This is a genomic window from Clostridium sp. LIBA-8841 (assembly GCF_057782475.1).
Genome location: NZ_CM173488.1, coordinates 2,688,488 through 2,714,661, shown reverse-complemented (window position 1 = coordinate 2,714,661; position 26,174 = coordinate 2,688,488). Strand labels below are relative to the sequence as shown.

General features: G+C 28.9%; 25 protein-coding genes and 1 other annotated feature. Of the genes, 16 read left to right on the top strand and 9 right to left on the bottom strand.

The window, feature by feature from the left end; all coding sequences use genetic code 11:
- Positions 1–26: 26 nt before the first annotated feature.
- The 9 genes from rimO to AC2A4K_RS11710 all read left to right on the top strand — a co-directional run bounded on the left by rimO (position 27) and on the right by AC2A4K_RS11710 (position 9,489).
- Complete coding sequence (gene rimO, locus AC2A4K_RS11750) at positions 27–1,364, top strand: 30S ribosomal protein S12 methylthiotransferase RimO (protein WP_322502679.1); 1,338 nt, start codon at positions 27–29, stop codon at positions 1,362–1,364.
- On the top strand, positions 1,348–1,938 hold the full coding sequence (gene pgsA / locus AC2A4K_RS11745; protein WP_322502678.1) for a CDP-diacylglycerol--glycerol-3-phosphate 3-phosphatidyltransferase: 591 nt from the start codon (positions 1,348–1,350) through the stop codon (positions 1,936–1,938). The genes rimO and pgsA overlap by 17 nt, the downstream gene beginning before the upstream one ends.
- Before the next feature lie 135 nt (positions 1,939–2,073).
- Positions 2,074–3,120, top strand: coding sequence for a recombinase RecA (gene recA / locus AC2A4K_RS11740; protein WP_322502677.1), 1,047 nt, complete (start codon positions 2,074–2,076; stop codon positions 3,118–3,120).
- A gap of 351 nt (positions 3,121–3,471) precedes the next feature.
- Positions 3,472–5,013: a ribonuclease Y gene (gene rny / locus AC2A4K_RS11735; RefSeq protein ID WP_322502676.1), complete on the top strand. Its 1,542-nt coding sequence runs from the start codon at positions 3,472–3,474 to the stop codon at positions 5,011–5,013.
- A gap of 231 nt (positions 5,014–5,244) precedes the next feature.
- On the top strand, positions 5,245–5,505 hold the full coding sequence (locus AC2A4K_RS11730) for a stage V sporulation protein S (RefSeq protein WP_003459803.1): 261 nt from the start codon (positions 5,245–5,247) through the stop codon (positions 5,503–5,505).
- 154 nt (positions 5,506–5,659) lie between these two features.
- Positions 5,660–6,853 carry a pyridoxal phosphate-dependent aminotransferase gene (locus tag AC2A4K_RS11725; protein ID WP_322502675.1) on the top strand — a complete coding sequence of 398 codons (1,194 nt, stop codon included), beginning with the start codon at positions 5,660–5,662 and terminating at the stop codon, positions 6,851–6,853.
- Positions 6,854–6,954: 101 nt separating this feature from the next.
- The gene (locus AC2A4K_RS11720) at positions 6,955–7,215 is read left to right on the top strand and encodes an HPr family phosphocarrier protein (protein WP_003459789.1); all 261 of its coding nucleotides are present in this window, start codon (positions 6,955–6,957) and stop codon (positions 7,213–7,215) included.
- Between the two features lie 249 nt (positions 7,216–7,464).
- Entirely contained in the window at positions 7,465–8,895 is a 1,431-nt protein-coding gene (purB, locus tag AC2A4K_RS11715; RefSeq protein WP_322502674.1) for an adenylosuccinate lyase, read from the top strand.
- A 264-nt stretch (positions 8,896–9,159) separates the two neighbouring features.
- Positions 9,160–9,489, top strand: a complete 330-nt coding sequence (locus AC2A4K_RS11710; RefSeq protein ID WP_322502673.1) for a single-stranded DNA-binding protein — start codon at positions 9,160–9,162, stop codon at positions 9,487–9,489.
- A 21-nt stretch (positions 9,490–9,510) separates the two neighbouring features.
- Here AC2A4K_RS11710 and AC2A4K_RS11705 read toward each other — a convergent pair whose 3' ends face one another.
- Positions 9,511–10,140 carry a 3'-5' exonuclease gene (locus AC2A4K_RS11705; protein ID WP_322502672.1) on the bottom strand — a complete coding sequence of 210 codons (630 nt, stop codon included), beginning with the start codon at positions 10,138–10,140 and terminating at the stop codon, positions 9,511–9,513.
- Positions 10,141–10,346: 206 nt separating this feature from the next.
- Here AC2A4K_RS11705 and AC2A4K_RS11700 point away from each other — a divergent pair, with 206 nt between their 5' ends.
- The 3 genes from AC2A4K_RS11700 (at position 10,347) to AC2A4K_RS11690 (ending at position 13,923) form a co-directional block, all read left to right on the top strand.
- Positions 10,347–11,726 carry a PhoH family protein gene (locus tag AC2A4K_RS11700; RefSeq protein ID WP_322502671.1) on the top strand — a complete coding sequence of 460 codons (1,380 nt, stop codon included), beginning with the start codon at positions 10,347–10,349 and terminating at the stop codon, positions 11,724–11,726.
- Positions 11,727–11,932: 206 nt separating this feature from the next.
- Positions 11,933–12,556, top strand: coding sequence for a site-2 protease family protein (locus tag AC2A4K_RS11695; protein ID WP_322502670.1), 624 nt, complete (start codon positions 11,933–11,935; stop codon positions 12,554–12,556).
- A gap of 152 nt (positions 12,557–12,708) precedes the next feature.
- A complete protein-coding gene (locus AC2A4K_RS11690; protein ID WP_322502669.1) occupies positions 12,709–13,923 on the top strand; it encodes a CapA family protein in 1,215 nt (404 codons plus the stop codon).
- Positions 13,924–13,956: 33 nt separating this feature from the next.
- Here AC2A4K_RS11690 and AC2A4K_RS11685 read toward each other — a convergent pair whose 3' ends face one another.
- Positions 13,957–15,465, bottom strand: coding sequence for a Ppx/GppA phosphatase family protein (locus tag AC2A4K_RS11685; RefSeq protein ID WP_322502668.1), 1,509 nt, complete (start codon positions 15,463–15,465; stop codon positions 13,957–13,959).
- Positions 15,466–15,637: 172 nt separating this feature from the next.
- Positions 15,638–15,839 (top strand) — a binding site (T-box leader).
- Positions 15,840–15,943: 104 nt separating this feature from the next.
- Here AC2A4K_RS11685 and argS point away from each other — a divergent pair.
- Positions 15,944–17,641 carry an arginine--tRNA ligase gene (gene argS / locus AC2A4K_RS11680; protein ID WP_322502667.1) on the top strand — a complete coding sequence of 566 codons (1,698 nt, stop codon included), beginning with the start codon at positions 15,944–15,946 and terminating at the stop codon, positions 17,639–17,641.
- A gap of 45 nt (positions 17,642–17,686) precedes the next feature.
- Here the strand turns inward: argS and AC2A4K_RS11675 are convergent, their stop codons facing one another.
- Genes AC2A4K_RS11675 through AC2A4K_RS11665 form a run of 3 tightly spaced genes read right to left on the bottom strand, consistent with a single transcriptional unit; the run spans position 17,687 to position 19,868 of the window.
- On the bottom strand, positions 17,687–17,836 hold the full coding sequence (locus tag AC2A4K_RS11675) for a FeoB-associated Cys-rich membrane protein (protein ID WP_322502666.1): 150 nt from the start codon (positions 17,834–17,836) through the stop codon (positions 17,687–17,689).
- Positions 17,837–17,849: 13 nt separating this feature from the next.
- A complete protein-coding gene (gene feoB, locus AC2A4K_RS11670) occupies positions 17,850–19,613 on the bottom strand; it encodes a ferrous iron transport protein B (RefSeq protein ID WP_322502665.1) in 1,764 nt (587 codons plus the stop codon).
- Between the two features lie 36 nt (positions 19,614–19,649).
- A complete protein-coding gene (locus AC2A4K_RS11665) occupies positions 19,650–19,868 on the bottom strand; it encodes a FeoA family protein (RefSeq protein WP_322502664.1) in 219 nt (72 codons plus the stop codon).
- A 186-nt stretch (positions 19,869–20,054) separates the two neighbouring features.
- Here AC2A4K_RS11665 and AC2A4K_RS11660 point away from each other — a divergent pair, with 186 nt between their 5' ends.
- The gene (locus AC2A4K_RS11660; protein WP_322502663.1) at positions 20,055–20,738 is read left to right on the top strand and encodes a ribonuclease H-like domain-containing protein; all 684 of its coding nucleotides are present in this window, start codon (positions 20,055–20,057) and stop codon (positions 20,736–20,738) included.
- Between the two features lie 55 nt (positions 20,739–20,793).
- Here the strand turns inward: AC2A4K_RS11660 and AC2A4K_RS11655 are convergent, their stop codons facing one another.
- Positions 20,794–21,642 (bottom strand): ComEC/Rec2 family competence protein, encoded by an 849-nt coding sequence (locus AC2A4K_RS11655; RefSeq protein WP_322502662.1) that lies wholly within the window; start codon positions 21,640–21,642, stop codon positions 20,794–20,796.
- A gap of 199 nt (positions 21,643–21,841) precedes the next feature.
- Here AC2A4K_RS11655 and AC2A4K_RS11650 point away from each other — a divergent pair, with 199 nt between their 5' ends.
- Positions 21,842–23,587, top strand: a complete 1,746-nt coding sequence (locus AC2A4K_RS11650) for a phosphoenolpyruvate carboxykinase (ATP) (protein WP_322502661.1) — start codon at positions 21,842–21,844, stop codon at positions 23,585–23,587.
- A 44-nt stretch (positions 23,588–23,631) separates the two neighbouring features.
- Here AC2A4K_RS11650 and AC2A4K_RS11645 read toward each other — a convergent pair whose 3' ends face one another.
- Positions 23,632–23,838 (bottom strand): DUF378 domain-containing protein, encoded by a 207-nt coding sequence (locus AC2A4K_RS11645; protein WP_322502660.1) that lies wholly within the window; start codon positions 23,836–23,838, stop codon positions 23,632–23,634.
- Positions 23,839–23,935: 97 nt separating this feature from the next.
- On the bottom strand, positions 23,936–24,406 hold the full coding sequence (locus AC2A4K_RS11640) for an Lrp/AsnC ligand binding domain-containing protein (protein ID WP_322502659.1): 471 nt from the start codon (positions 24,404–24,406) through the stop codon (positions 23,936–23,938).
- A gap of 237 nt (positions 24,407–24,643) precedes the next feature.
- On the opposite strand from AC2A4K_RS11640, the gene AC2A4K_RS11635 reads away from it, so the two are divergent.
- Positions 24,644–24,976, top strand: a complete 333-nt coding sequence (locus AC2A4K_RS11635) for a hypothetical protein (protein WP_322502658.1) — start codon at positions 24,644–24,646, stop codon at positions 24,974–24,976.
- Between the two features lie 27 nt (positions 24,977–25,003).
- Here the strand turns inward: AC2A4K_RS11635 and AC2A4K_RS11630 are convergent, their stop codons facing one another.
- Entirely contained in the window at positions 25,004–26,005 is a 1,002-nt protein-coding gene (locus AC2A4K_RS11630; RefSeq protein ID WP_322502657.1) for a CehA/McbA family metallohydrolase, read from the bottom strand.
- Between the last annotated feature and the right edge of the window lie 169 nt (positions 26,006–26,174).

Here is a 26,174-nt window from a genome sequence, read left to right as displayed (position 1 = left end):
ATATTTAAACGTAGGAGGAAGTAGATTTGGCGAAATATAAGGTAGGAATGGTGAGTTTAGGTTGTGATAAGAATAGAGTAGACTCAGAAATCATGCTTGGTATGGTTCAAAATGGGTATGAACTTACAAATAACCCAAAGGAAGCGGACATAATAATAGTAAACACTTGTGGGTTTATTGAAAAGGCTAAACAAGAATCCATAAACACAATATTAGATATGGCAAAATACAAAACAAGTCACAACTGTAAGTTACTTATAGCTACAGGCTGCTTAACTCAAAGATATGGTGATGAATTATTAGAATTAATGCCAGAAATAGATATAATGTTAGGTGTTAATGATTATACTAAAATAAATGAAGCCATAATGAACTTTATAAATGGAAATAGTAAGAAGGTTACAGCGACAAATTACAGTGATATATCAATTAATGAAGGATTAAGATTGATAACAACTGATAAGACAACTGCATATTTAAGAATTGCAGAAGGATGTAATAACTTCTGTACTTATTGTATTATTCCTAAAATAAGAGGTAAGTTTAGAAGTAGAACTTTAGAAAATATAATTGATGAAGCAAAAAAATTAGCTGAGAGTGGAGTAAAAGAGTTAATATTAATAGCTCAGGATACAACTAATTATGGTATAGATATATATGGCGAGAAGAGACTTCACTTAGTTTTAAGAGAATTAGCTAAAATTGAAGGAATAGAATGGATAAGAGTTCTTTATTGCTATCCAGAAGCTATATATGATGAACTAATTCAGGAAATTGCATCAAATAATAAAGTTTGTAATTATCTTGATCTACCTATACAACATATAAGCAATAATGTTTTAAAGAGAATGGGTAGAAAAACAACAAAAGAGGAAATAATAGAAAAGATTAATGCTTTAAGAGAAAGCATACCTAATATAGTTTTAAGAACTTCTTTAATTGTTGGGTTCCCAGGAGAATCTGAAGAAGATTTCAATGAGTTAAAAGAATTTATTGAAACAATAAAATTAGATAAAGTAGGGGTTTTCACTTACTCAAGAGAAGAAGGAACTCCAGCAGCTATAATGGAAGATCAAATAGATGAAGAAGTTAAAAAGACTAGAGAAGAAGAAATAATGTTACTTCAAAAAGAAGTATCAGAAGAAATTAATAAGAGCAAGGTTGATAGAAAATATAATGTTCTTATTGAAAAATTTAATGGGGAGTACTATATAGGAAGAAGCTATGAAATGGCTCCAGATATAGATGGATGTATTTATGTAAAAGGAAATGGAGCTAAAAAGGACCAATTCTGTAAAGTTAAAATTGAAAAGGCCTTAGAATATGATTTAGTAGGAGTTGTATGCAATGAATCTTGCAAATAAATTAACTTTGATTAGGATAGTTTTAGTTCCCGTATTTTTAGTATTTATAGCTTATCAAGACTTACCTTATGGTAGTATAATAGCAACTCTTATATTCATAATAGCATCTGTGACAGATCAACTAGATGGATATATAGCAAGATCAAGAAATCAAGTAACCAATTTCGGTAAGTTTATGGACCCTTTAGCGGATAAGTTATTAGTGACGGCAGCTTTAATATCTTTAGTAGAATTACAACTAGTTCCAGCATGGGCAGCAATTGTAATAATAGCTAGAGAGTTTGCTGTTTCTGGTTTAAGAACTATAGCGGCTTCAGAGGGTAAAGTTATAGCTGCTAGTTGGTGGGGAAAAATCAAAACTGTAATACAAATAATCGCTATAGTGCTTTTATTATTACAAGTAAACATAATTAATTCACCAGGAATTAAAGAATTAGTAGTGGGAAATAGTTTCTTAAGAAACTTCTTTATATATGTTCCCGATATATTCTTATACTTAGCTGTTGCAATAACAATAATTTCTGGAATAGATTACTTTATAAAAAATAAAAAGGTTATAAACACTTATAAATAAGGGTTTAAAAGTTAAAAAAAAGTCAATAATTAAAACATGAAGTTTTTTCTATAGCTTCATGTTAATGTTGACTTTTTTTTTGTATATATTATAATAATAATAGAACTTATGTTCGGTTATTTAAGGAGGTTAAGTATGGCAAATATAGATAAAGATAAATTAAAAGCTATTGAGATGGCGATGGGTCAAATAGAGAAACAATTCGGAAAGGGATCAGTAATGAAACTTGGAGAGCAAGGTGCTCCTCAAATGGATGCTGTTTCAACTGGATGTTTAGATCTTGATATAGCCTTAGGAATTGGTGGGGTACCAAAAGGAAGAATTATCGAGATATATGGACCAGAGAGTTCAGGTAAAACAACAGTGGCTCTACATGTAGTGGCAGAGGCTCAAAAAATAGGGGGAGCAGCAGCGTATATAGATGCTGAGCATGCTTTAGACCCAGTTTACGCAAGAAGATTAGGTGTTAATATAGATGATTTGGTTGTTTCACAACCAGATACAGGAGAACAGGCCTTAGAGATAACAGAAGCCTTAGTTAGATCAGGAGCTATAGATGTTTTAGTTGTTGACTCAGTTGCTGCCTTAGTACCAAGAGCTGAGATTGAAGGGGAAATGGGAGACTCTCATGTGGGACTTCAAGCTAGATTAATGTCTCAAGCTTTAAGAAAATTAACAGGAACAATAAATAAATCAAACTGTGTAGTAATATTCATAAACCAATTAAGAGAAAAAGTTGGTGTAATGTTCGGAAATCCAGAAACAACACCAGGTGGTAGAGCTTTAAAATTCTACGCATCAGTTAGAATGGATATAAGAAGAATTGATTCAATAAAACAAGGTGATGGAATAACTGGTAACAGAACAAGAGTTAAGGTTGTTAAAAATAAGGTTGCTCCTCCATTTAAGCAAGCTGAATTTGATATAATGTATAATGAAGGTATATCAAAAGAAGGTAACATAGTAGATGTTGGAGTAAAAGAAAATATAGTACAAAAAAGTGGTGCTTGGTTCTCATATGGAGATATAAGACTAGGCCAAGGTAGAGAAAATGCTAAGCAATATCTAAAAGAAAATCCATCAGTTGCATTAGATATAGAAAATCAAATAAGAGAAAAGTATGATTTACCTTTAGCTAAAGCAGTAGAAGCAGTAAAGGTAGAAGAAACTATTGAAGAATAATAAAAAAAGATAAGGATTTTTCCTTATCTTTTTTTTCATATTTTATGAATTTACACTATTAAAAATATGAAAATTCAGGTAGTTATGAATATGTTAACATTAATTAAAAGTTTCTACATTTTAAGGAAGTTAAAAAGTTATAAAAGCCCATTATATCTGGATTAGTATAAGAATAATTTTTGTTTTTTAGCATATAATATACGCAGGGGCTAACCTTGACATAAATATAAAATTACTATACAATAATAACAAATACTGGTTTATCATATTCAAGAAATTACAGTGAGAATAGTATGACACCTTTCTACGCGAAATGTTTTTTATAGAGAGAATAAGCGAGGAGGTGTTTATATGGGAGTAGAAATACTTGTATTAATAGGAATAATAATATTAGGGGTAGTAGGGTTTATTCAATACACTCTTATACAAAAAGCTTCAAAAAATAAGGTGGAAAGCTTAGAAAGAGAAGCGAGTGCAACTCTTGAGGAGGCTAAAAGAACAGCTGAATCTACAAAGAAAGAAGCCATATTAGAAGCAAAGGAAGAGGTACACAAACTAAGAGCAGATCTTGATAAAGAAACTCGTGACAGAAGAAATGAGATTCAAAGGTTTGAAAGAAGACTTATCCAAAGGGAGGAGTCATTAGATAAAAAGAGTGAAATGCTTGAAAAAAGAGAAGATAGCATGAACAAAAAATCTATAGAAATTCAAGAACTTGAAGAACGTGTGCAAAGTTTATACGGTGAACAAAGAGCTGAACTTGAAAGAATATCAAATCTTTCAGGAGAAGACGCAAGAACATTATTATTAGATGAAGTAAGAAAAGAAATAAAACATGAATCAGCTATGCTGATTAAAGAACTTGAGACTAAGGCCAAAGAAGAAGCTGATAAAAAATCAAGGGAAATAATTACTACTGCTATTCAAAGATGTGCGGCAGACCATGTTTCTGAGACTACAGTTCATGTTGTTGCCTTACCTAATGATGAGATGAAAGGAAGAATCATCGGTAGAGAAGGTAGAAACATAAGAACTTTAGAAACATTAACAGGAGTTGACTTAATAATAGATGATACTCCAGAAGCTGTTATTCTTTCAAGCTTCGATCCAATAAGAAGAGAAGTTGCAAGAATAGCTTTAGAAAAATTAATTGTAGATGGAAGAATTCATCCAGCTAGAATTGAAGAAATGGTAGAAAGAGCTATTAAAGATGTAGAAAATGACATTAAGGAAGAGGGAGAACAAGCAACTTTCGAAACTGGTGTTCATGGATTACATCCAGAAATAATTAAGCTTCTAGGAAGACTAAAGTACAGAACAAGTTATGGTCAAAATGTTTTAAAACATTCAATAGAGGTTTCATATTTAGCAGGATTAATGGCATCTGAATTAGGTTTAGATGTGAATCTAGCTAGAAGAGCAGGTCTTTTACATGATATAGGTAAAGGAGTTGATCAAGAATATGAGGGTCCTCATGCCGTTATTGGTGGAGAACTTGCAAAGAAATATCATGAGTCAGCAGCTGTAGTCAATGCTATAGGAGCTCACCATGGTGATGAAGAAATGCAAACTCTTGAAGCAATACTTGTTCAAGCGGCAGATGCTATATCAGCAGCTAGACCAGGAGCAAGAAGGGAAACTTTAGAAGCTTACATTAAGAGATTAGAAAAATTAGAAGAAATAGCTACTTCATATGAAGGTGTAGAAAAGTCATATGCCATTCAAGCTGGAAGAGAAATTAGAATTATGGTTAAACCAGATCAAGTTGATGATGCAGGGGCAATTGAGATGGCGAGAAATATTGTTAAGAAGATAGAAGAACAATTAGAGTATCCAGGTCAAATCAAGATAAATGTAATAAGAGAGACTCGTGCAGTTGACTATGCTAAATAAATGAATATATAAAATACATTTTGTTTACAAAATGTATTTTTTTAATTAACTCTACTGCAACAATTACAGTAGAGTTTTATTATTGCTTAAAATAAATATTTTAAAATTCTTTTAAAAATTTCATTTGTTCAAGAAGGAATTAGAAAACTTATATAGAATATTATTATGTAAGGGAAAACGTTAACTATTTAAATGTAAACGTATCCTAAAAATGTCTAGGAGGTTTATATAATGGAAGTATTAAAGGTATCAACTAAATCAAATCCGAATTCAGTAGCAGGTGCACTAGCAGCCATAATAAAAGAAAGAAATACTGTAGAGATACAAGCAGTAGGGGCAGGTGCCATAAATCAAGCAGTTAAAGCTATAGCTATAGCTAGAGGCTTTGTAGCACCAAGTGGAAAAGATATAGTTTGTATTCCTGCATTCACAGACATCGAAATAGATGGTGAAGAAAGAACAGCTATAAAGCTTATAATACAGCCAAGATAAAAGTTTAGAGGTGCTCTAAATTTGGTAAATAAATAGATGCTGCTATGAGTAATTTTACTTGTAGTAGCATTTTTTATTGGTTTACTTTAAATAATAAAAGTGATATATTGAAAGCGTAATTAAATTAAAAAATAAGCAGTAAAGAGGGGATTAGATGATATTATCTAGAAAAGCACAAAGTATTGGGGCATCATTAACTTTAGCCTTAACAGCTAAGGCTGGAGAGCTAAAAAAAGAAGGAATCGATGTAGTAAGTTTTGGAGTAGGTGAGCCAGATTTTAATACTCCTAAAAATATAATAGAAGCTGCTACTAGAGCTATGGAAGAAGGAAAGACAAAATATACAGCAACATCTGGAATAGTAGAATTAAAAGAAGCCATAGCAAAAAAATTACATGATGATAATAGATTGAATTATGGAGTTAAAAATATAATTGTTTCAACAGGAGCTAAACAATCTCTAGCAAATGTATTTATGGCAATTTTAAATCCGGGTGATGAGGTAATAATACCAGTACCTTATTGGGTAAGTTACCCTGAATTAGTTAAGTTAAGTGATGGAGTTCCTATTTTTATAGAAACAAAGAAAGAAAATGATTTTAAGGTAACTTATGATGAATTAAAGTCAGTTTTAAGTGATAAAACAAAGGCTATAGTTTTAAATTCACCAAATAATCCAACAGGAACTTTATATTCAAAAAATGATTTAGAGGTTATTGCAAAATTTGCTGAGGAAAATGACCTTATAATAATCTCTGATGAAATATATGAAAAACTTATATATGGAAAAGAAGAACACATAAGTATTGCTTCTTTAAATGAAGATGCTTTTAAAAGAACTGTTGTTATAAATGGATTTTCAAAAGCATATGCAATGACAGGATGGAGAATTGGTTATGCAGCTTGCTATAATGAAGAGTTAGTTAGAGTAATGAACAATATTCAAAGCCATATAACATCAAATACAAATAGTATAGCTCAGTTTGCAGCTTTAGAAGCTTTAACGGGTGATCAAAAAACTATAGAGGAAATGGTTAAAGAATTTAGTTCAAGAAGAAATCTTATGATAGAACTTATAAGTGATATAAATGAACTTACATTTATAGAGCCTAAAGGTGCTTTTTATGTAATGATTGATATATCTAAGGTTTTAGAAAAAGGTAATATACAAGGTTCAATGGAATTTGCTAACATGTTATTAAAAGAAGAAAATGTTGTTGTAATACCGGGAATAGCTTTTGGAGAAGATAATTTTATAAGATTATCTTATGCTACTTCTAAAGAGGAAATAATTAAGGGCTTAAAAAGAATAAAAAAATTTGTTGACAAAATAATGAATAGAAATTAATCTTTTTTTTAAGTTGTTGAAATTTTCTAAAAAAATGAGTATAATTAAGAAGTTAGTATTGTTAAATAACAAATAAAAGTAGAAGTAAAGAGGTGTTTATAATGGTAACTAAAGAAGTTATAGTTAAAAATTCAACAGGCTTACATGCTAGACCAGCAACTTTACTAGTAAAAAAAGCTTCAGCTTTCAAATCAGACATAAGCTTAGAGTACAATGGAAAAAAAGCTAATGTTAAGAGCTTAATTGGAGTTTTATCATTAGGAGTTTCTAAAGATGCTAATGTTAAGGTTATCGCTAGTGGTGATGATGAAGCTTTAGCAGCTGAAGAAATAGCTAAGTTAATTGAAAATTTAGAAGAGTAATCTTCGTAAAAGGATTCCATAAGGAATCCTTTTATTTTTTATAAATTTACATAATAATTTTATAGAGTTTTTCAAAAACTATAAATATAGACAAAATACGTACATTGACATATAAAATATATATCTTTCATGGCATTAAACAAGAAAAACACGAATGATAAACAAAAAACTTATAAATTTATTTATATTATACTTATCTTATGGTATAATATAGACATAATTAGTATTGCTGCTTTAGGAGGGTACAAAGTGAAAAATTTATATAGCACACCATTAAATTCAAGATATGCGTCAAAGGAAATGTCATATATTTTCTCAGATGATATGAAATTCTCAACATGGAGAAAATTATGGGTAGCTCTAGCAGAGGGCGAAAAAGAATTAGGTTTAAATATAACTGATGAGCAAATAGAAGAGCTTAAAAGCCATATTTCAGATATAAACTATGAAGAAGCAATAAAGAAGGAAAAAGAAGTAAGACATGATGTTATGAGTCATGTTCATGCATATGGACTTCAATGTCCTTCAGCAAAAGGTATAATACATTTAGGAGCTACGAGCTGCTACGTTGGAGATAACACAGACGTAATAATAATGAGAGATGCTTTATTATTAATAAAGAAAAAAATAGTTGCAGTTTTAAATAACTTAAGAAAGTTTGCATTAGAATATAAAGATATGCCTACTTTAGGATTTACTCATTTCCAACCAGCACAGCTTACTACAGTTGGTAAAAGAGCTACATTATGGATGCAAGATTTAGTAATGGATATGGAGAACATAGATTTCTTATTATCAACTTTAAAATTAAGAGGAGTAAAAGGAACTACAGGAACTCAAGCAAGCTTTATGAACCTTTTTGAAGGAGATCAAAGCAAAGTTAAGGCTTTAGATAAGATTGTTGCTGAAAAGATGGGATTTGAAAAGAGTTTTGGAGTTACTGGTCAAACATATCCAAGAAAATTAGATTCTATAATCTTAAATACATTATCAGAAGTTGCACAAAGTGCATATAAATTCTCAAATGACTTAAGATTACTTCAAAGCATGAAAGAAGTAGAAGAACCATTTGAAAAGAATCAAATAGGATCATCAGCTATGGCTTATAAGAGAAATCCTATGAGAAGTGAAAGAATGGGTGCCTTAGCTAGATACGTTATAGTAGATGCTTTAAACCCAGCTATAACTGCTTCAACTCAATGGTTTGAAAGAACTTTAGATGATTCAGCTAACAAGAGAATCGCTGTTGCAGAAGCTTTCTTAGCTTTAGATGGTGTTTTAAATCTTTATATTAATATTGCTGAGAACATGGTTGTTTATGATAAAGTTATTGCAGCTCATGTAAATCAAGAGTTACCATTTATGGCAACTGAGAACATAATGATGGAATCAGTTAAAAAAGGCGGAGATAGACAAGAACTTCATGAAAGAATAAGAGTTCATTCTATGGATGCAGCACAAAGAGTTAAAGGTGAAGGACTTAATAATGACTTAATAGAAAGAATTATAAATGATGATTCATTTAATCTTTCAGAGGAAGAAATTATCGCTATAATAGATCCAGTTAAGTTCGTTGGTAGAGCTCCAAGTCAAGTTGTGGAGTTCATAGATGAATATGTAGATCCTATAATAGAAGCTAATAAAGATGCAGCTAACTTAAGTAGTAACATAACAGTTTAATATAAAGTTAATTAAGAAGCTATTAGAGAGATTCTATCTAATAGCTTTTTTCTTATGCATTCTCATATAAAGGGCTTTATTTAAAACTATAATATTAAATTATTTATTATTAAAATAATACTTATCTAAGTAGAAATATATATTGTAAGATTTAATTTTATGTTATGTAAGTTGATTTGATAAAAAATTTTTAAAGAACATACGTTTGAGACTCTTAAATATGGTCAATACTCTAAGTAAATAACAATTAAGGAGTGAAAATCAATGAATAAAGTTGATCTTATCGGAAGAGTTGCTACAAAAATTGAGGTGAAAGAGTCTAAAAATCAAAAGAAGTATGTGAGATTTAGAATAGCCGTTAATAGTTTTAATGGAAAAGAGGAAACTACTACATTTTTAAGCGTAATAACATGGAGTAGATCCACAGTAGAATTTTTAGAGAATTATGTTAAGATTGGTGATTTAGTTTCTGTAAGTGGAGAGGTTGTAGAAAGTAGATATGAGAGTGAAAGTGGAGAAGTTAGATATTATACTAATATAAATACCTCTAATATAAATCTTCTAAATAAAGCAAAAGAAAAAGAAATTTCATAGGGAACTAAAAAAAGATATATTTTAAAAATATATCTTTTTATTTTTTTCTAATAAATTTGTGAAATAATTTCTTGGAATTATTCCTTTTTTTATTCCATTTATTACAGTAAGATAGGTTGCTGCTGTATCAAATCTAGCATCATGGTAGTTTCCGCTGCCTTGGAAGTATTTATTAGCAGTTTCACTTATTTCAGCATCAGTTATTTTTAGGTGCTTAATTACCTCTTCAAGCTTAGGGTTTTTATAATCTCCAGTAGGTCTTAATATCTTACATATATCTTTATAGTATTTCATAGTACAAAATACATTTTTAGGTTCAAAGAAATCTCCAAGACCTAATAATTCATGCTTTAAGAATTTAATGTCAAACTGAACATTATGTCCTATTAAAAAATCTGATTCTAAGAAATCATTTATAAAATCAGTATAAAGATCTTCAAAATACATTCCTTCACTTAATTCATATAATTTTTCTAAAGAAAAGCCGTGAATTCTTTCAGCCTCTGGTTCCATTTCGTCAACTGTAAAGAAAACATTTTTACCTATTGTTGTTTGAGGTTTAGTTGAAGTATCTACAAGAATATAACTAAGCTGGCATATGCTTCCGGGTTTGACTCCTGTAGTTTCTGTATCAAAAAAAAGTAATTTCATTATGTAAAGCCTCCCATATGCTTAATGTCTATATAATAGTATAAACTAAAATTCTTATTAATTAAATCAAATTTATAATTTATAAATTTTACTTATAAAATATCAATATTTAAGAATTATATTGAGTATTCTTAAATATTAATATATAAACAAATGAAAATCAAGTTTGCTTATTATGGCTGTATTATTCTAAAGGAGTGATTATTTTGAAGAAAACTTATATATTAGATACCAATGTATTGTTATATTCACCAGGAGCTATATATTCTTTTCATGATAATAATGTTATTATTCCAGAAGTAGTTCTAGAGGAATTAGACAATATAAAGAAAATGAACAATGATTTGGGAGCAAATGCAAGGAATGTTGCTAGAGAGTTAGATAAGCTAAGATTAGAGGGTTCTCTAAGTGAAGGTGTTGATTTACCTGGAGGAGGGAAACTTAAAGTAGTAACTAATTTTTATAATACTGAAATACCAGAAGCATGGAATATAAGTAAACCTGATAATAGAATAATACAAATATGTAAGGCCTTAAAAGAAGCGGGAGAAGATGTTTGTTTAATAACTAAGGATATATTTGAAAGAATAAAGGCTGATACAGTTAGCATAAAATCAGAAGACTTTTATGAAGTTGTAGTACCTGAGTTTGAAGAACAGTATAGTGGAAGGATGGAAGTTTACACAAGTTCTGAAGTTTTAAGTAAATTCTTTAAAAATAAAGTAATAGAAAAAAAAGATTTAACATTTTATGATGAGGGAAATAAAAAATATGTAGAACCAGAACTAGAGGTTAATCAGTTCTTAATAATACATTGTAATGATAATGATAAACAGACTGCCTTAGGAAGATTTGATGGGAAAGTTGTTAGACCTTTAATTTATAAGGACAGCAATAATATTATGGGAATAAGTCCTAGAAATGTTGGGCAAAAGTTTATGTTAGAGTGTTTAAGTATTGATGCTAAAAAAGCTCCTTTAGTAATTATAAAGGGACCTGCAGGTACTGCTAAGACATTATTTTCTTTAGCTGTTGGATTACAAAAAATATTAGAAGAGGAAAGTGGACAATATAGAAGGATTTTAGTATGTAGACCAAATGTAACAATGGATGAAGACATAGGATATTTACCAGGAACTGAACAGGAAAAAATAGCTCCATTTATGAGACCTATATATGATAACCTAGAAATTTTAATAGATTCAGATGAGAAGGAAAGATATTCTAATGAAAGAGAGTTAAATGATAAGATAGAAGAACTTTTCGAGAGAAAGATAATAACAACGGAAGCTGTTGCCTATTTGAGAGGTAGAAGCATAATAAAGAACTGGATTATAATAGATGAAGCTCAAAACTTAACACCAAAGCAAGTCAAGGCTATTATAACAAGAGCAGGAGAAGGATCAAAGATAATATTGGTTGGTGATCCTGAGCAAATAGACCAAGCATTTTTAGATTCAAGAAGTAATGGATTGTGTTATGCTTCAGAAAAAATGAAGGGGAGTCATCTTTGCTATCAAGTTACTTTGAAGTATGATGAGTGTGAGAGAAGTGAATTAGCTTACGAAGCAGCTAAGAGATTATAGTTGATTTAAGAGGGTTCTTTATTTATGAAAAAGATAGGAACCCTCTATTTTGCGTGCTTTAAAATTAGGTTATATTTTAAATAAAGAACAAAAACTAATATTAACTTAAAAGAGAATCTAAAATTAATAAATTATTAAGTTTACTACATAATAAAATAAAGAAATTTATGGTATAATTTAAAATACAAAATAAGGAGGTCTTAATTATGCAATTTATATTAAACGCATTGCTTAGCATTCCGGCAATATTAATAGCCTTTTCAGTTAAAGAATATACTCGTGCCAAAATGGCAGATAAATTAGGGGATAAAACACCGAGATTTAAAGGAGAATTGACTTTAGACCCATTAAAGCATATTGATATTTTAGGAGCTTTAATGATGGCTTTTGTTGGTTTTGGATGGAGTAAATCTGTAGAGATAAATAAATATGCTTTTAAAAATCCTAAGAAAGATGCTATAAAAGTTAATGTGGCAGCTTGGCTTTCAAACTTAGTAGTGGCTATAGTTGGAGTAATACTTACAGTTCTATATCTTAGATTTTTTGGAATAAGAGGAGATTTATCTCAGATAATATTTTTAATATTACAGTATATAGTTGTATTAAATGTTAACTTTTTTGTATTCAACATATTACCGTTACCAGGTCTTGATTGTTTTAGAATTTTAGAAGATCTTAAACCAAGACTATTTTATAAGTTATCTGGTGTAGTATATGAATATTATAGTATTATACTTATAGCTATAATATTACTTGGAAGATATATACTAGCTATTCCATCACAAATGGTTATGGCTTTCATATATTCTCTAGTCGGAATAATAATGTAATTTAAGAATTAAAATTAATATATTAAAGAGAATTAGATTAGATAGGCAGTTTTATTCTTCGAAATAAATTAGCTGAATCTAATCTAATTTTTTTATATAAAGATAATTGAAATAAAATGTAAAAATATGGTAATATATAGAGGGGTGAGAATATGATAAGAATGTCTAAAGCAATGAAAATAATATTATCCTCTCTAGTTATTGTTTGTTCTGTTTTAATAGCTAATAATATCATAACCAACAATATTGTAACCACAAAGGGAGCTGGTATTGAGGAAAAAGAGGTTACAAAGGAAAAGGATAAAAAGAGATTTTTTAATTTATTTACTTTGGGAAGAAAAGTGAAAATAAGTGCAGTAGGAGATATAATATTACATGATGAGCAAATATGGTCAGCATACAATGAGGAAAATAAAATCTATGATTTTACGGATAATTTTAAGTATATAAAGAGTTTTATTGAAAAGAGTGATATATCCTATGGAACTATAGAAGGAACTTATAGTGGCGAAGAAAAGGGGTATTCAGGATATCCTTCTTATAATGGACCAGATTCAATGATAACAGCTTTGGGAGAGACAGGCTTTGATGTTATAAATGTAGCAACTGATCATTCTTTAGATAAGGGAGAAGATGGGGCTATTAGAACAGGAGAAAAAATAGATGAGTTAATGAGTTCTATCGGAAATAAAAAATATATTATTAAAAAAGTAAAGGGAATAAAAATAGCATTTACATCCTACACTTATGAAAGTAAAGAAGGAGAGTTAAATGGTAATAAAATTTCTGAAAATAGCACTCTAAACACTTTTAATTATAATAAATTAGATGAGAGATTAGAGGAAATGAAAGTTTTAATAGAGAAAATGAAGAATGAAGGAGCAGATTTTATAGTTTTTGGTATGCATTGGGGAATCGAATATAATAGTGAACCTAGCAAGTATCAAATTCAAATAGCTGAGGCTTTAAATGAGTATGGGGTTGATTTAATACTAGGAAGCAATCCTCATGTTATACAGCCTATAAATGAAATTGAGAGGGAAGATGGTCATAAGACACTAGTAGCTTATTCTTTAGGGAACTTTATTTCAAATCAAAGAGAAGAAACAATGGGAGAGAGAAGAACAGCAGATGGGATTATACTAAATTTAACTTTAGATAAGACTAGAAAGGGAGTAGAAATAGAAGAATGGGGATATACTCCAACTTGGGTTTATAAAATTCAAAAAGAAAATAAAAAGTCTGATTATTATATATTACCTGTAGAAGAGACATTAAATAGTGAAGAAGGTAAAGACTTAGATAAAAGTATTATAAATGAATTAAATAAATCTCTAGAATCAACCAGAAGTATAATAGAAAAGTAAAGTCTACAGGAGATATTCTCCTGTAGACTTTTATTATGCTTTTTCGATAATTAAATCCTTATTGTAAATTTCTGAGAATGCTTTAGCACTTCTCTTTGCTTGACGTATTTCTAACTCTAAATCATAGTCAGAATAAAGTTTTAATGTAACTGTATCTTCATCAATTATTACATCAAGATTTTTTACATGGCCAGTTAATCCTCTATCTAATCCCTCAGCAAGTTTAAGAATAACTCCTAAATATTCAACATGCTTTAAATCAAGTCTGTTTATTATAGTAGAATATTTTGCAAGTGGTGCTTGATAAGAATTATTTCTATGGTAAGCAGCACATAAGGCACTTAATAAAATTTCTTTATGTGTTAATCCATTTATGTGGGAGCTTAAAATAACATAGAATGAATGAACATGGTGATCATAATATCTTATGCTTATACCACAGTCGTGAAGTAGTGAAGCAGTTTTTAGTATGTTTTTAAACTCATCACCTAAATGATGAAGTGGTTTTAAACCTTCAAATAATGAAAATGAGAGTTTGCATACATTTTTAGCATGAGGAATGTTTATATTTAAAGTGTCCATAATTCCTTTTAAACTCACATCTAAAATATCATCATCATTATGGAATGTATTTGTCATATATTCATATATAAGTCCTTCTCTAAGACCACGACCGCAGATTATTACCTCATTAGTACTAGTAAAGCTTAAAACTTCTTTTATTAAATTTGTAGAAGCAACTATAACATCAGCCCTTGCTGGAGAAAGTCCTTCAACCTTTTTCCTTTGACGAAGATTTTTACTTTTTAGTAAGTGGAACATTTCCTCAACATCATAATCATAAAGAACATAATTATGAACTATATCAATGGGATATCTTTTTCTACGTCTATCCATTTTTCCTAGATTTCTAAAAGAACCCCCAACACCTATAACTGAATCAAATTTATTAGATTCAAGCCAATCTACTTTTTCAAGATGTTCTTTTATATACTTAACACAGTTAGTATTATTCTCATAGGAAATCATATCATTTAATTGGAACATTGATGTTAATGTTACATATCCAAAAGGAAGAGTAACTTCTTTATATATATTATTATCTTTTAACCAACAAACATGGGTATTGTTTCCGTTTATATCTAAAAGAAGAGAATTATTTATATAAAGAGAGTTTTTAACTCCTAAAAAATTATAATGAATCTCTTCTTCGTTAGATAAAATTCTAAGATCTAACCCAAGTTCTTTTTTTATTATTTCTTTAAGATTAATTCTTTCATCTAATTGTCTTATGCTTTCAACACCTATAAGTATGATTTTAGATGCTCCACAAGAGATGCACATAGATTTAAAAGCTTTTATAGATGAAATTGTAAGTTTAATTTTTTCTTCGTCCAAAACAGAACAAGCGAATAAATCAGAACCAAGTCTTATATGTTCTTTTAATTCATCGATTATTCTAAAATATCCAGAATTCTCAACCTCAGCAAGCGTTAATCTTACAGAGTTAGAACCGATATCTATTACTCCTATTCTATCCATTTCTTTTCCCCTCTACTTGTTTAAAATATAATTTGATTATAATACTGATACTATAGAATTTCAAAGAAGTTTTCAATGGGTATTTTAAAATAAAACTTTATTAATAATAAATAAAAGAGGATATTGACAGTATTTAAGGTAAAATAATATAATAATTAAGAAAAGATAATATAAAAAGTCTGTGAAGAGAAGAGTAGTCTTTATGATTTCTTAAGCGAGTAAGGGATGGTGTAAGCCTTATAGAATAGTATGGATGAAGAGAGCCTCTGAGATTGCATTTTAGTATTTCATTATTAAAATGTCGCTTATGCGTTAAATTATAAGGTGGGTTTTTAACCAATTAGAGTGGTACCGCGGATATATCCGTCTCTTTGTTTCAAAGAGGCGGTTTTTTATATTGTAAATAAATTTATATTTTGGCAATAATGTCACTATATAATGTGTTTTTAAAATTAGCATATAAATAAGGAGGATAATTATGGATTACAAAAAGTTGGTTGCAGAAAGAATTAAAGAGCATGTTGATTTAGAGTTAGAGAATATAGAAAAGCTTATAGAAATACCACCTAAGCCTGAAATGGGGGATTTTGCATTTCCTTGTTTCCAATTAGCTAAGGTTATGAGAAAAGCTCCTAACATGATAGCAGCTGAGTTAGCTGAAAAAATAAACAAAGAGGGATTTGAAAGAGTAGAGTGCTTAGGACCTTACTTAAACTTCTTTGTTGATAAAGTGGCTTTCTCAAAGAATGTAATAAATAAAGTTTTAGAAGAGGGAGATAACTACGGTTCTTCTAAAATAGGAGAGGGAAAAAATGTTGTTGTTGAGTATTCATCACCTAACATAGCTAAGCCTTTCCATGTTGGACACTTATTCACAACAGCTATAGGACATTCATTATATAGAATGTTAAACTTTGAAGGATATAACCCAATAAGAATAAACCACTTAGGAGACTGGGGAACTCAATTTGGTAAATTAATATCAGCTTATAAAAGATGGGGTAATGAAGAGGCTTTAGAAGAGGCTCCAATAACTGAACTTTTAAGAATATACGTTAAATTCCATGATGAGGCTGAAAATAATCCAGAGCTTGAGGACGAAGGAAGAATGTACTTCAAGAAGCTTGAAGACGGAGATGCAGAAGCTGTAGCTTTATGGGAAAGATTTAAAGACTTATCATTAAAAGAGTTTAATAAAATATACGGTATGTTAGGGGTAGACTTTGATTCTTGGGCTGGAGAAAGTTTCTACAATGACAAGATGGATGTAGTAGTAGAAGAGTTAGAAAAAGCTAATATATTAACTGAAAGTAATGGCGCTAAGGTTGTAATGTTAGATGAGTACAATATGCCACCTTGTATAGTTGTTAAATCAGATGGAGCATCAATATATGCAACAAGAGACTTAGCAGCGGCTATGTACAGACATAACACTTATGACTTTGATAAATGTATATATGTAGTTGGTAAAGACCAAATATTACACTTTAATCAAGTATTTAAAACATTAGAATTAGCAGGAAATGAATGGGCTAAAAACTGCGTACACATTCCATTTGGATTAGTTAAGTTTGCAGATAGAAAACTTTCAACAAGAAAAGGTAATGTAGTTTTACTTGAAGATCTTTTAAGTGAAGCTATAGATAAAACTAGAGAAACTATAGAAGAAAAGAATCCTTCATTAGAAAATAAAGAAGAAGCAGCTAAGAAAATAGGTATAGGTGCAATAATATTCACTTACTTAAAGAACTCAAGAGAAAGAGATATAGTTTTCGATTGGAAAGAGATGTTAAGCTTTGAAGGAGAAACTGGTCCTTATGTTCAATACTCATATGCAAGAGCTAAGAGTATATTAAGAAAGGCCGAAGAGCAAAATATAACAGCTGAGCCAGACTTCACAAAATTAACTTCAAAAGAAGAGTTTGAATTAGCTAAAACATTAGAAGGATTACAAAAAGCTATAATATTAGGAATAGATAAATTAGAGCCTTCTGTTGTAACAAGATATTCAATAGAAGTAGCTAAGGCTTTCAATAAGTTCTACAATAATCATACAGTATTAAATGTAGAAGATGAAGGTTTAAAAGCTGCTAGACTTGCTCTTATAAAAGCTACTGCACAAGTTATTAAGAATGCTTTATTCTTAATAGGAATAAATGTAGTTGAAAAAATGTAGTTTATAATAAAAAATAACCAATTCCTTTTGGAATTGGTTATTTTTTTATTTTTTTTTATTTTTTTTACTAGGACAACTTCCTTTAGAAGCACATTTGCTGCAACCGCTACATTGTCCTTTTGATGACTTTTTAAAGTTTTTATATAGTATAACAACCACAGCTAATACTATTAAGGCTGTAATAAAAATTTCCATAAAAACACCTTCTTTAGAATATTAATAGACCAATATGATAAATTATGAAGGCACTTACCCAAGCAACTACAAATTGGAATATTACTGATAAAATTGTGAATTTACCACCATATTCTTTCTTCATAACACCTACAACACTTATACATGGTGTGTAAAGTAATACAAATACCATAAATGAGTAAGATGAAATAGCTGTAAAGAATTGTGGTAACATATGAACTAAGTCACCTTTATAAATAACTTCCATTGTTGAAATTATAGTTTCTTTAGCCATTAAACCAGTTAATAATGAAACTGAAGCTTGCCAATCTCCAAATCCTAATGGAGCGAATATAGGAGCTATAAATGAACCTATATTATATAAGAAACTATGAGTTATATCTTCAACCATTCCACTGAAGTTGAAACTTTGAAGGAACCAAATAACAACACTCATTGCAAATATAATAGTTCCAGCTTTTTTTAGGAAATTCTTTGATTTATCCCAAAGTTGACCTAATACAGATTTAATTTCTGGTACTTTATATTCAGGAAGTTCTATAATAAAAGGTTCTTCATCTTTCTTGAATAAAGTATTTTTAAACACTAAGCCTAATATGAAAGCAACGATTATACCTAGTATATATAAAGAAGCAACAACTAAAGATGCATTTTCTGGGAAGAATAATCCAGCGAATATTACATATACAGGTAATCTAGCATTACATGACATAAATGGTGCTAAAAGAGCAGTAAGTTTTCTATCCTTTTCACTTTCTAAAGTTCTAGCTGACATAATAGCAGGAACTGTACATCCGAATCCTGTTATCATAGGAAGAAAAGCCTTTCCAGAAAGTCCTATTTTTCTCATGAACTTATCCATTAGGAAAGCAACTCTAGCCATATATCCACTATCTTCTAATATTGATATGCATAAAAATAATGCTAATATTATTGGTAATAATACTATGATTCCACCTACACCTGCTACAATACCATCAACAAGTAATGATTGGAACCATGGAGCTGTACCTGATAAAAGATTACTTAAGTATGGCATGAAAGTATCACTTAAAAAGCCATCTAAAGCATCTGAAATAGGTTGTCCAACCCATGAGAATGTAAATTGGAATACAAAAATCATAAGTACTATAAATAATGGGTATGCAAGCCATGGGTTTAAAAATATTTTATCTAATTTGTCTGTTAGGTTTGTTGAAGAATTATTAGACCTATTAAAACAGTCTGATAATTTTTCCTCAATAAATTTATAAGTATTAGCCTCATCCTTAAATGAGTAAGTATTTTTGTCTAAGTATTTATCAAAATTGCCTTTATTTATGAATTCTTTAACTTCATCTAAGCCTTCTTTTTTAGATGCTGTTATAGGAATTACTTTAAGGTTAAAAGCTTTTTCTAATTTTTTTGGATTAATCTTAATTCCCTTTTTCTCGGCTATATCGTTCATGTTAAGAAGCAATACTATTGGCTTCTTAAATTCTTTAAGTTGCATAGTTAGATATAGGTTTCTATCTAAGTTAGAAGCGTCAACTATATTTAGTATAAGGTCAACCTCTCCAGACTCTAAGAATTTTTTAGATACCTTTTCCTCGTTTGAAAATGTATCTAAAGCATAGATACCAGGTAAATCAACTATTTTGTTAGAGTTGAGAAACCCTTCCTTTTTATCAACTGTAACACCTGGCCAGTTTCCTACGTGTTGGTTAGAGCCTGTTAAGGCATTGAATAGAGTAGTTTTACCAACGTTAGGATTACCGAGTAAAGCTATTGTTGTCATTAGTTTTCCTCCTATTAAATTATTCTATTTTATTTATTATTTTAAGATTATATTTTTAGCATCTTTTTTTCTAATAGCTAAATCAAAACCTCTTAAGTTTACTATTAATGGGTCTCCTAAAGGAGCTATTCTTTTTAATTTTATTTCTGTTCCTTCAATGCATCCTAAAGCAAGAAGTCTTTTAGCCAGACCGTCATGTCCACAAATTTTATCTATAACACCGGCTTGTCCGATTTTTAAATCATATATACTCATCTTAAGCACCTCACTAAATGAAAATCATTATCAAATTCATTTAAATTATATCAACTTGACAGGAATTTGTCAATTGATAAATTGTATTAATTAAAAATTCAATTAATGTTTATTAATACTTAACTAAAGAGTGATATAATGATATAATATTTCTGTTATAAGTTTATATAAGAAAAGAGTGATAAAGTGATCATAAAAGAGCATGAAATAGATATAAATGATTTAGATCTTAGTAATGCCCTATCTTTTAATGAAAATTATGATATATATAAACAGGCTGTATATTTTGATTTAGAACACTATGTATATAAAAAGCCTAAGTGCATAGGTGTTTTTGGAGCGGGATATTATGATGAGGAGAAATCTAAGTTCATGATGACTCAATATATGATAGAACATAAGGGAGAAGTAAGAGATATTCTTTACTTAGCAAAAAAATATTTTATAATGGTTGCTGCAGAGCAAAAGAAAAAGTATATAGTAACTTTTTCTGGGAATAATGATTTTACAGTTATAAATTATTTGTTTGATAAATATGGAATAAATTTTGATTTTAATAATTACTTTAGATCTGTGGATATACAGAAAATTTATGAGCATACTTTTAAGCAAGGGATAGGTCTTAAGGCTTTAGAAAAGAAATTTGGTATTGAAAGAGAAGGCGATGTTCTTTCAGGGTCAAATTTAGCAAAAACATTTCATAAAGTTTTAAAAGATAGAGAGTATTTTCAAAGAATGCCAAAAGAAAAGGTTGAGAAAATACTTGTTTATAATGAGCAAGATGTTGTAAATTTATTTTACATATTGTTGAGTTGGAAAAGTATATTAATTAGTGAAGACGACAGTGAAGTTGAAGCAACTGAGGAATAATAGTTTATTATAGAATAAAAAACTATAAAAACTAAAGGCACCAAGTTTGGTGCCTTTAGTTTTTATGCCTTTTTATAGAGTTTCCATCAGAGGTTAGAATAATAGTTCCATCTTCATCGGTTCTAAAAATTTTACTTTTATTATCTGAAAGTTTTTTTAGAACTTGAGAAGAGGGATGGCCATAGGAGTTATCTAGGCCTGAAGAGATAATTGCTATATTTGGAGAAACTTCTTTTAGAAATGAATCTGTTGTTGAAGTTATACTGCCATGATGTCCTACCTTTAACACATCTGATTTTAAATCTTTATTTAGTTTTAGAACTTCCATTTCAATCTCAGCTTCTGCATCTCCAGTAAACAAAAATGAAGTTTCACCATAAGATATTCTAAGGAGAGATGAGTAGTTATTTATATTATCATATTCATTATTTGAAGGAGAGTATATTTCTACTTTAGTATTTTCACCTAAATCTATTGGGTGAGAATCAGATAATATGTTTATGGAAATATTCTTTTCTTTTAGAGTTTTAATCATATTTTTAAATATATCAGTATTTTCTGTGACTTTAGGTGCAGAAAAGTAACTCACATTAAATTCCTTAAGAATAGATTGCATGCCTCCAATGTGGTCAGCATGGGGATGTGTTGCTACGACGAAATCGATATTTTTTATTCCAAGATTTTTTAAATAGTTTATAAGAGATTCAGAAGAATCTGGTGTACCTGCATCTATTAAAAGATTTTTATTATTTGTTTGAACTAAAGCAGAATCTCCTTGTCCTACATCTATGTAATGAATTATAAAGTCATAATTGGGAATTGAATATGAGGGTGAGTAATAAAGTATTGATATTAAAAGTAAAATAATTAGAAAAAAGCTGAATTTCTTAGTTGTAATTTTCAATTATAAAAACTCCTTTAAAAAATAAGTAATAATATAATACATTATTAACCTATAATTCAATTAATAAACTCAATTTAGTTAGTTTATAATTACAATAGAAAAAAATAATGGAATATTTTGAAAAGATACAACTTTGGTGTTATAATTGAGTTGGAGATAATACATTTTAAACTTGTATTAATTAAAAAGGGGGCTTAATATGAAAAAAGAATTTTGCTTAAAGCATGGAAAAGTAACAATGAACTTCACTGCTAAATATTGCGATAGTTTTGAGTCAATAATAAATAGTGAAGGGTTTAGAAGAGTTCTGGAAGCTTATTTAAAAAAGGCTAAAAATAAGAAAAGTCATAACTTTAGGTTCTTAAGTGAAACTATAGGTACTGAAGACATAAAGGTAATATCAAGGTACTTAATAAGCACATTAAAACTATTATCCATGATGGGGGCTCATGAGGTATTAGTTGTCAATGAGGCTTTTGAAGGGTTACTTGAGGATAGAAAGTCTTTTGCAAGTGTTATAGATGATGTTTATTCTTTCTGGAGGAAATTAGAAAGATATACTGTTATTCAAAATAATAAAGTAAAAGATGGAATTGCTGCAGTAGGATTTGTAGATGCAAATAGAAGCTTTAATGATCTTGTATTAAGATTTTATAGAAGGATTCAAAAGAATTTATTAGGAAATATGCCTAATATACTTAGACAAGTTTCTGCAGGTGGAAATGCAGGGATTATGGTGAATAATGTAATTTGGCCAAGTCCAAGAGAATACGCTATATTAGAAAACATTCCGTTTATAGATTCAATATCTTTAGAGGCACCATTTATAACTTATCCTAATAAGAATACTAGAGATGGTATTTTTTCAGAAATAGATGAAAATCCATTAAGAGGTGCTCATATAAATAATGAAGAATGGTTCTGTTATCCAGCTAAAGTAGGAGAATTATTAGCTTATGTATATTTCCATAGAGATTTTATGTCTCATGGAATAAGCCTATGTAATTTATTTGATTTAGCTACGGCAGAGGAATGTAGAGGGATTAAACCAGATATAGTATATGTATTTGGAGCAAAGGATGATGAAGAGGATGTAAAAACTTGCTTCTATGATGATGAAAAGAATAATATAATGTTAGGATATGCTAATTATAGTGAAGAGATAGATTATTTTGGATATATGAAGAAAATGATTTTAACTCTACACAATATAATAATGATAAAAAGAGGATACATGCCTATTCATGGAGCAATGGTTAATGTTGTTCTTAAAAATGGAAAAGAAGCTAATGTTGTAATAATGGGTGATAGTGGAGCAGGTAAATCTGAGAGTCTAGAAGCCTTTAGAACATTAAGTGAAGAATATATAAGCGATATGACTATAATATTTGATGATATGGGTGTATTTAAAAATGTTAATGGCGTAATTAAAGGGTATGGAACAGAAATTGGTGCCTTTGTAAGACTTGATGACTTAGATCAAGGATATGCTTTTAAAGAAATTGATAGAAGTATATTTATGAATCCAGATAAAATAAATGCAAGACTTGTTATGCCAGTTTGTAATTATGATGAAATAGTAAAAGGATATGATGTTGATCTTTTCCTTTATGCAAATAATTATGATGGTTTAAAGGATGGAGAAAAATCAATTCAATATTTTAAAAATCCAGAAGAAGCAAAAAAAGTTTTCAAAGCTGGTGCTAGAATGGCAAAAGGAACTACTACAGAAAATGGATTAGTAGAGTCATATTTTGCAAATCCATTTGGACCAGTTCAGAAAAAAGAGGAAATGGATTTAATAATAGATAGATATTTTGAAGATATGTTTAACAATAAGGTTAAGGTTGGACAAATAAAGACTTGTTTAGGTGTTTCCGGTTTTGAAAAAGAGGGACCTAAAAAGGCTGCTATAGAGCTTTTTGATATAATTGAAAAAATGTAGAAAAAGATATCCCTATTAGGAAGCCTAATAGGGATATAAATTTATTATTGTTCTTTTGTGCTATTAAGATAGCCGTAGAATGATAAACAGTATAGGCCAGCTAGACCTACTAATACATAAATAGTTCTACTCCAAATGGAGCCTATTCCAAATATTAAATCTACTAAATTAAAATCCATGATGCCTATAAGACCCCAATTTAATGCTCCTATTATTACTAAAGTAAGAGCAATAATATTTAATGTTTTCATTTTTAACACATCCTTTACTAAGAATATATTAATATTATTAGTAGAAAAATATATTTTATTCAAATAAAAAAAGAAATAGCTTGTGCTATTTCTTTTTTTATAGAGTTATATTTCTATCTATTGGTTGAGATAGAGATATAAATGTATCGGTTCCACTTATTCCTTCAATATGATTTATTTTGTTCATTAGAATATCTTGAAGGTCTGATATATTTTTGCATATAACTTTAGCAAAAATAGCGTAGTCACCAGTTATCAAATGAAGCTCTACAACCTCTTTAATTTTTGAAAGTTCATCAAAAACATGAGTATATGATGATGTTGAGTTAACATGTATTCCAACAAAACATGTTACATCATAACCTAATTTAGGTAAGTTTAAAAGAATTCTAGTACCTTTAATTATTCCTAAGTCTTCCATCTTCTTCATTCTAACATGAATTGTACCACCTGAAACATGGCATATTCTTGCTATTTCCAAATAAGGAGTTCTACAATCTTTTATTAGGATATCTAAAATTTGTAAATCTAATTCATCTAAATGAGTTGATGTATTTATTAGAGACATAATATCACCTCTTTAAAATTTGAATAAAATGATAATTCTATTCTAACAAAACTTTTATAAAAATACTATATATTATTTTAAAAATAATAAAGTTTTTTTTATTAATTTAACACATTAATAAAAATGATATTACAAATGTTAATTTTATAAGAACAAATTTAAAAAATAAAAACTTGAAAATGTTTTTTTTTTAGACTAATATATTATATAAGGAGTATTATGCAAGGAGGCAAAACTATGGGAATACTTGTATTTATTTTACAAATAATACTTTTAGCAGTAGTAATTTTTGGAGGATTTTCATTATTAAGTAGATATGTATTTAATAAGGTTAAAGTTAATAAATGGATCATATTAGCTGCAGCTATAATAATCTTCCTTATTCCTATGTTCATTCCTATGAATCAATGGATTATGCTAATAATTTCGGCCATAGCAACAATATTATTCTTATGGTTCTTAGATATTCTTAGAAATGGATATCCAAAACTTAAAAAAGAGAAAAAAGTTGTTATTAAACCAAAGGCGAAACCAAATAGAATTAAACATAATAAAGATTCAAAAAAATAAACTCCATATATATGGAGTTTGTTTTTTTTATTCGTAAGTAACGAATATTGGAGAAGACATAGCTTCTTTATCATCATTTAAAAATACTTTAGCTACAAACCAAGTTTCGTCTAAAGAAACATTTTTTTCAAAGATATATTTAATATTATGCAAGTTTATATCATTAATTTCTTTAATAATTTTTCCTTTGTTAGTCAAAAACTGAATTTTTGATATGCTGTTTAAATCATCTTCAACTTGTAAATAGAGATTAATTTTGGAAGATTTATCTATGGCAACAGTTCCGCCCATAAAAGTTGAATTTAAAGAGAATAGCATTTTTAAAGTTTTAGATTCTGTTGAGAATATATGTCTATTTTTAAATGCTGAAAGTAAGGTGTTCTTATCTAATTTGTGAGAAACTACGCAAGTTAAGTTTTCACTATCTCCATGATTTAATTTATGATTGTCTTGAGAGTTTATAGCTCCAATTTTGAATCCCTTATCAAGTAGTGAAAAAAATTGAGAATCATATCGTGTATAATTTTTAGGGGGTATTCCATTCCCAACTTCTATAGAGCATAAAAGCTTATCTAAAAGAGGAGTAAATTCAATTTTTTTTGCAATAGAGTTTTTAGGGTGATTAATACTAAGCAAAGCTGTATGGTCGTTAATTAACCAAAGCAACAAATAGTTGATATCTGAAACTATCCCAGTGAAAAAAGTATTTGGGCATATTATATTTAAATGACCTAAGGAGGTTGACTTTGCTTCGAATCCAGATAAAGCTAAAAAGTCAGAATGTTTTTTGTTAAATTTATTTATGCATTTATTTAAATATGTCCATTTTGAAATTTCTTTATTTTTTTCTGTTATATTTTCACTTAGATATTTATTATGATCAGTTATTATCAAAAAATCCAATCCACGAGAGCGAGCGTGTTCCAGGACCTGGGGTGGAGTGCTTTTTCCAGTTGATAATGATGTGTGAGAATGAGGAATTCCATAATAAAATCTAAGTTTATCAAAGGATATGTTTTTTTTATCCATTAATACCTCTTAATTATATTAATATAATATATAATATTATTGTTATTCAGATTAAATGTCATGCTTTTAATATTGATATATATAAGATTAAGAGGGAATTTTAATTATATAAAAGCATAAGTGGACATAATCTATTTTTATATGATAAAATTATAAGAATAACTAAGAG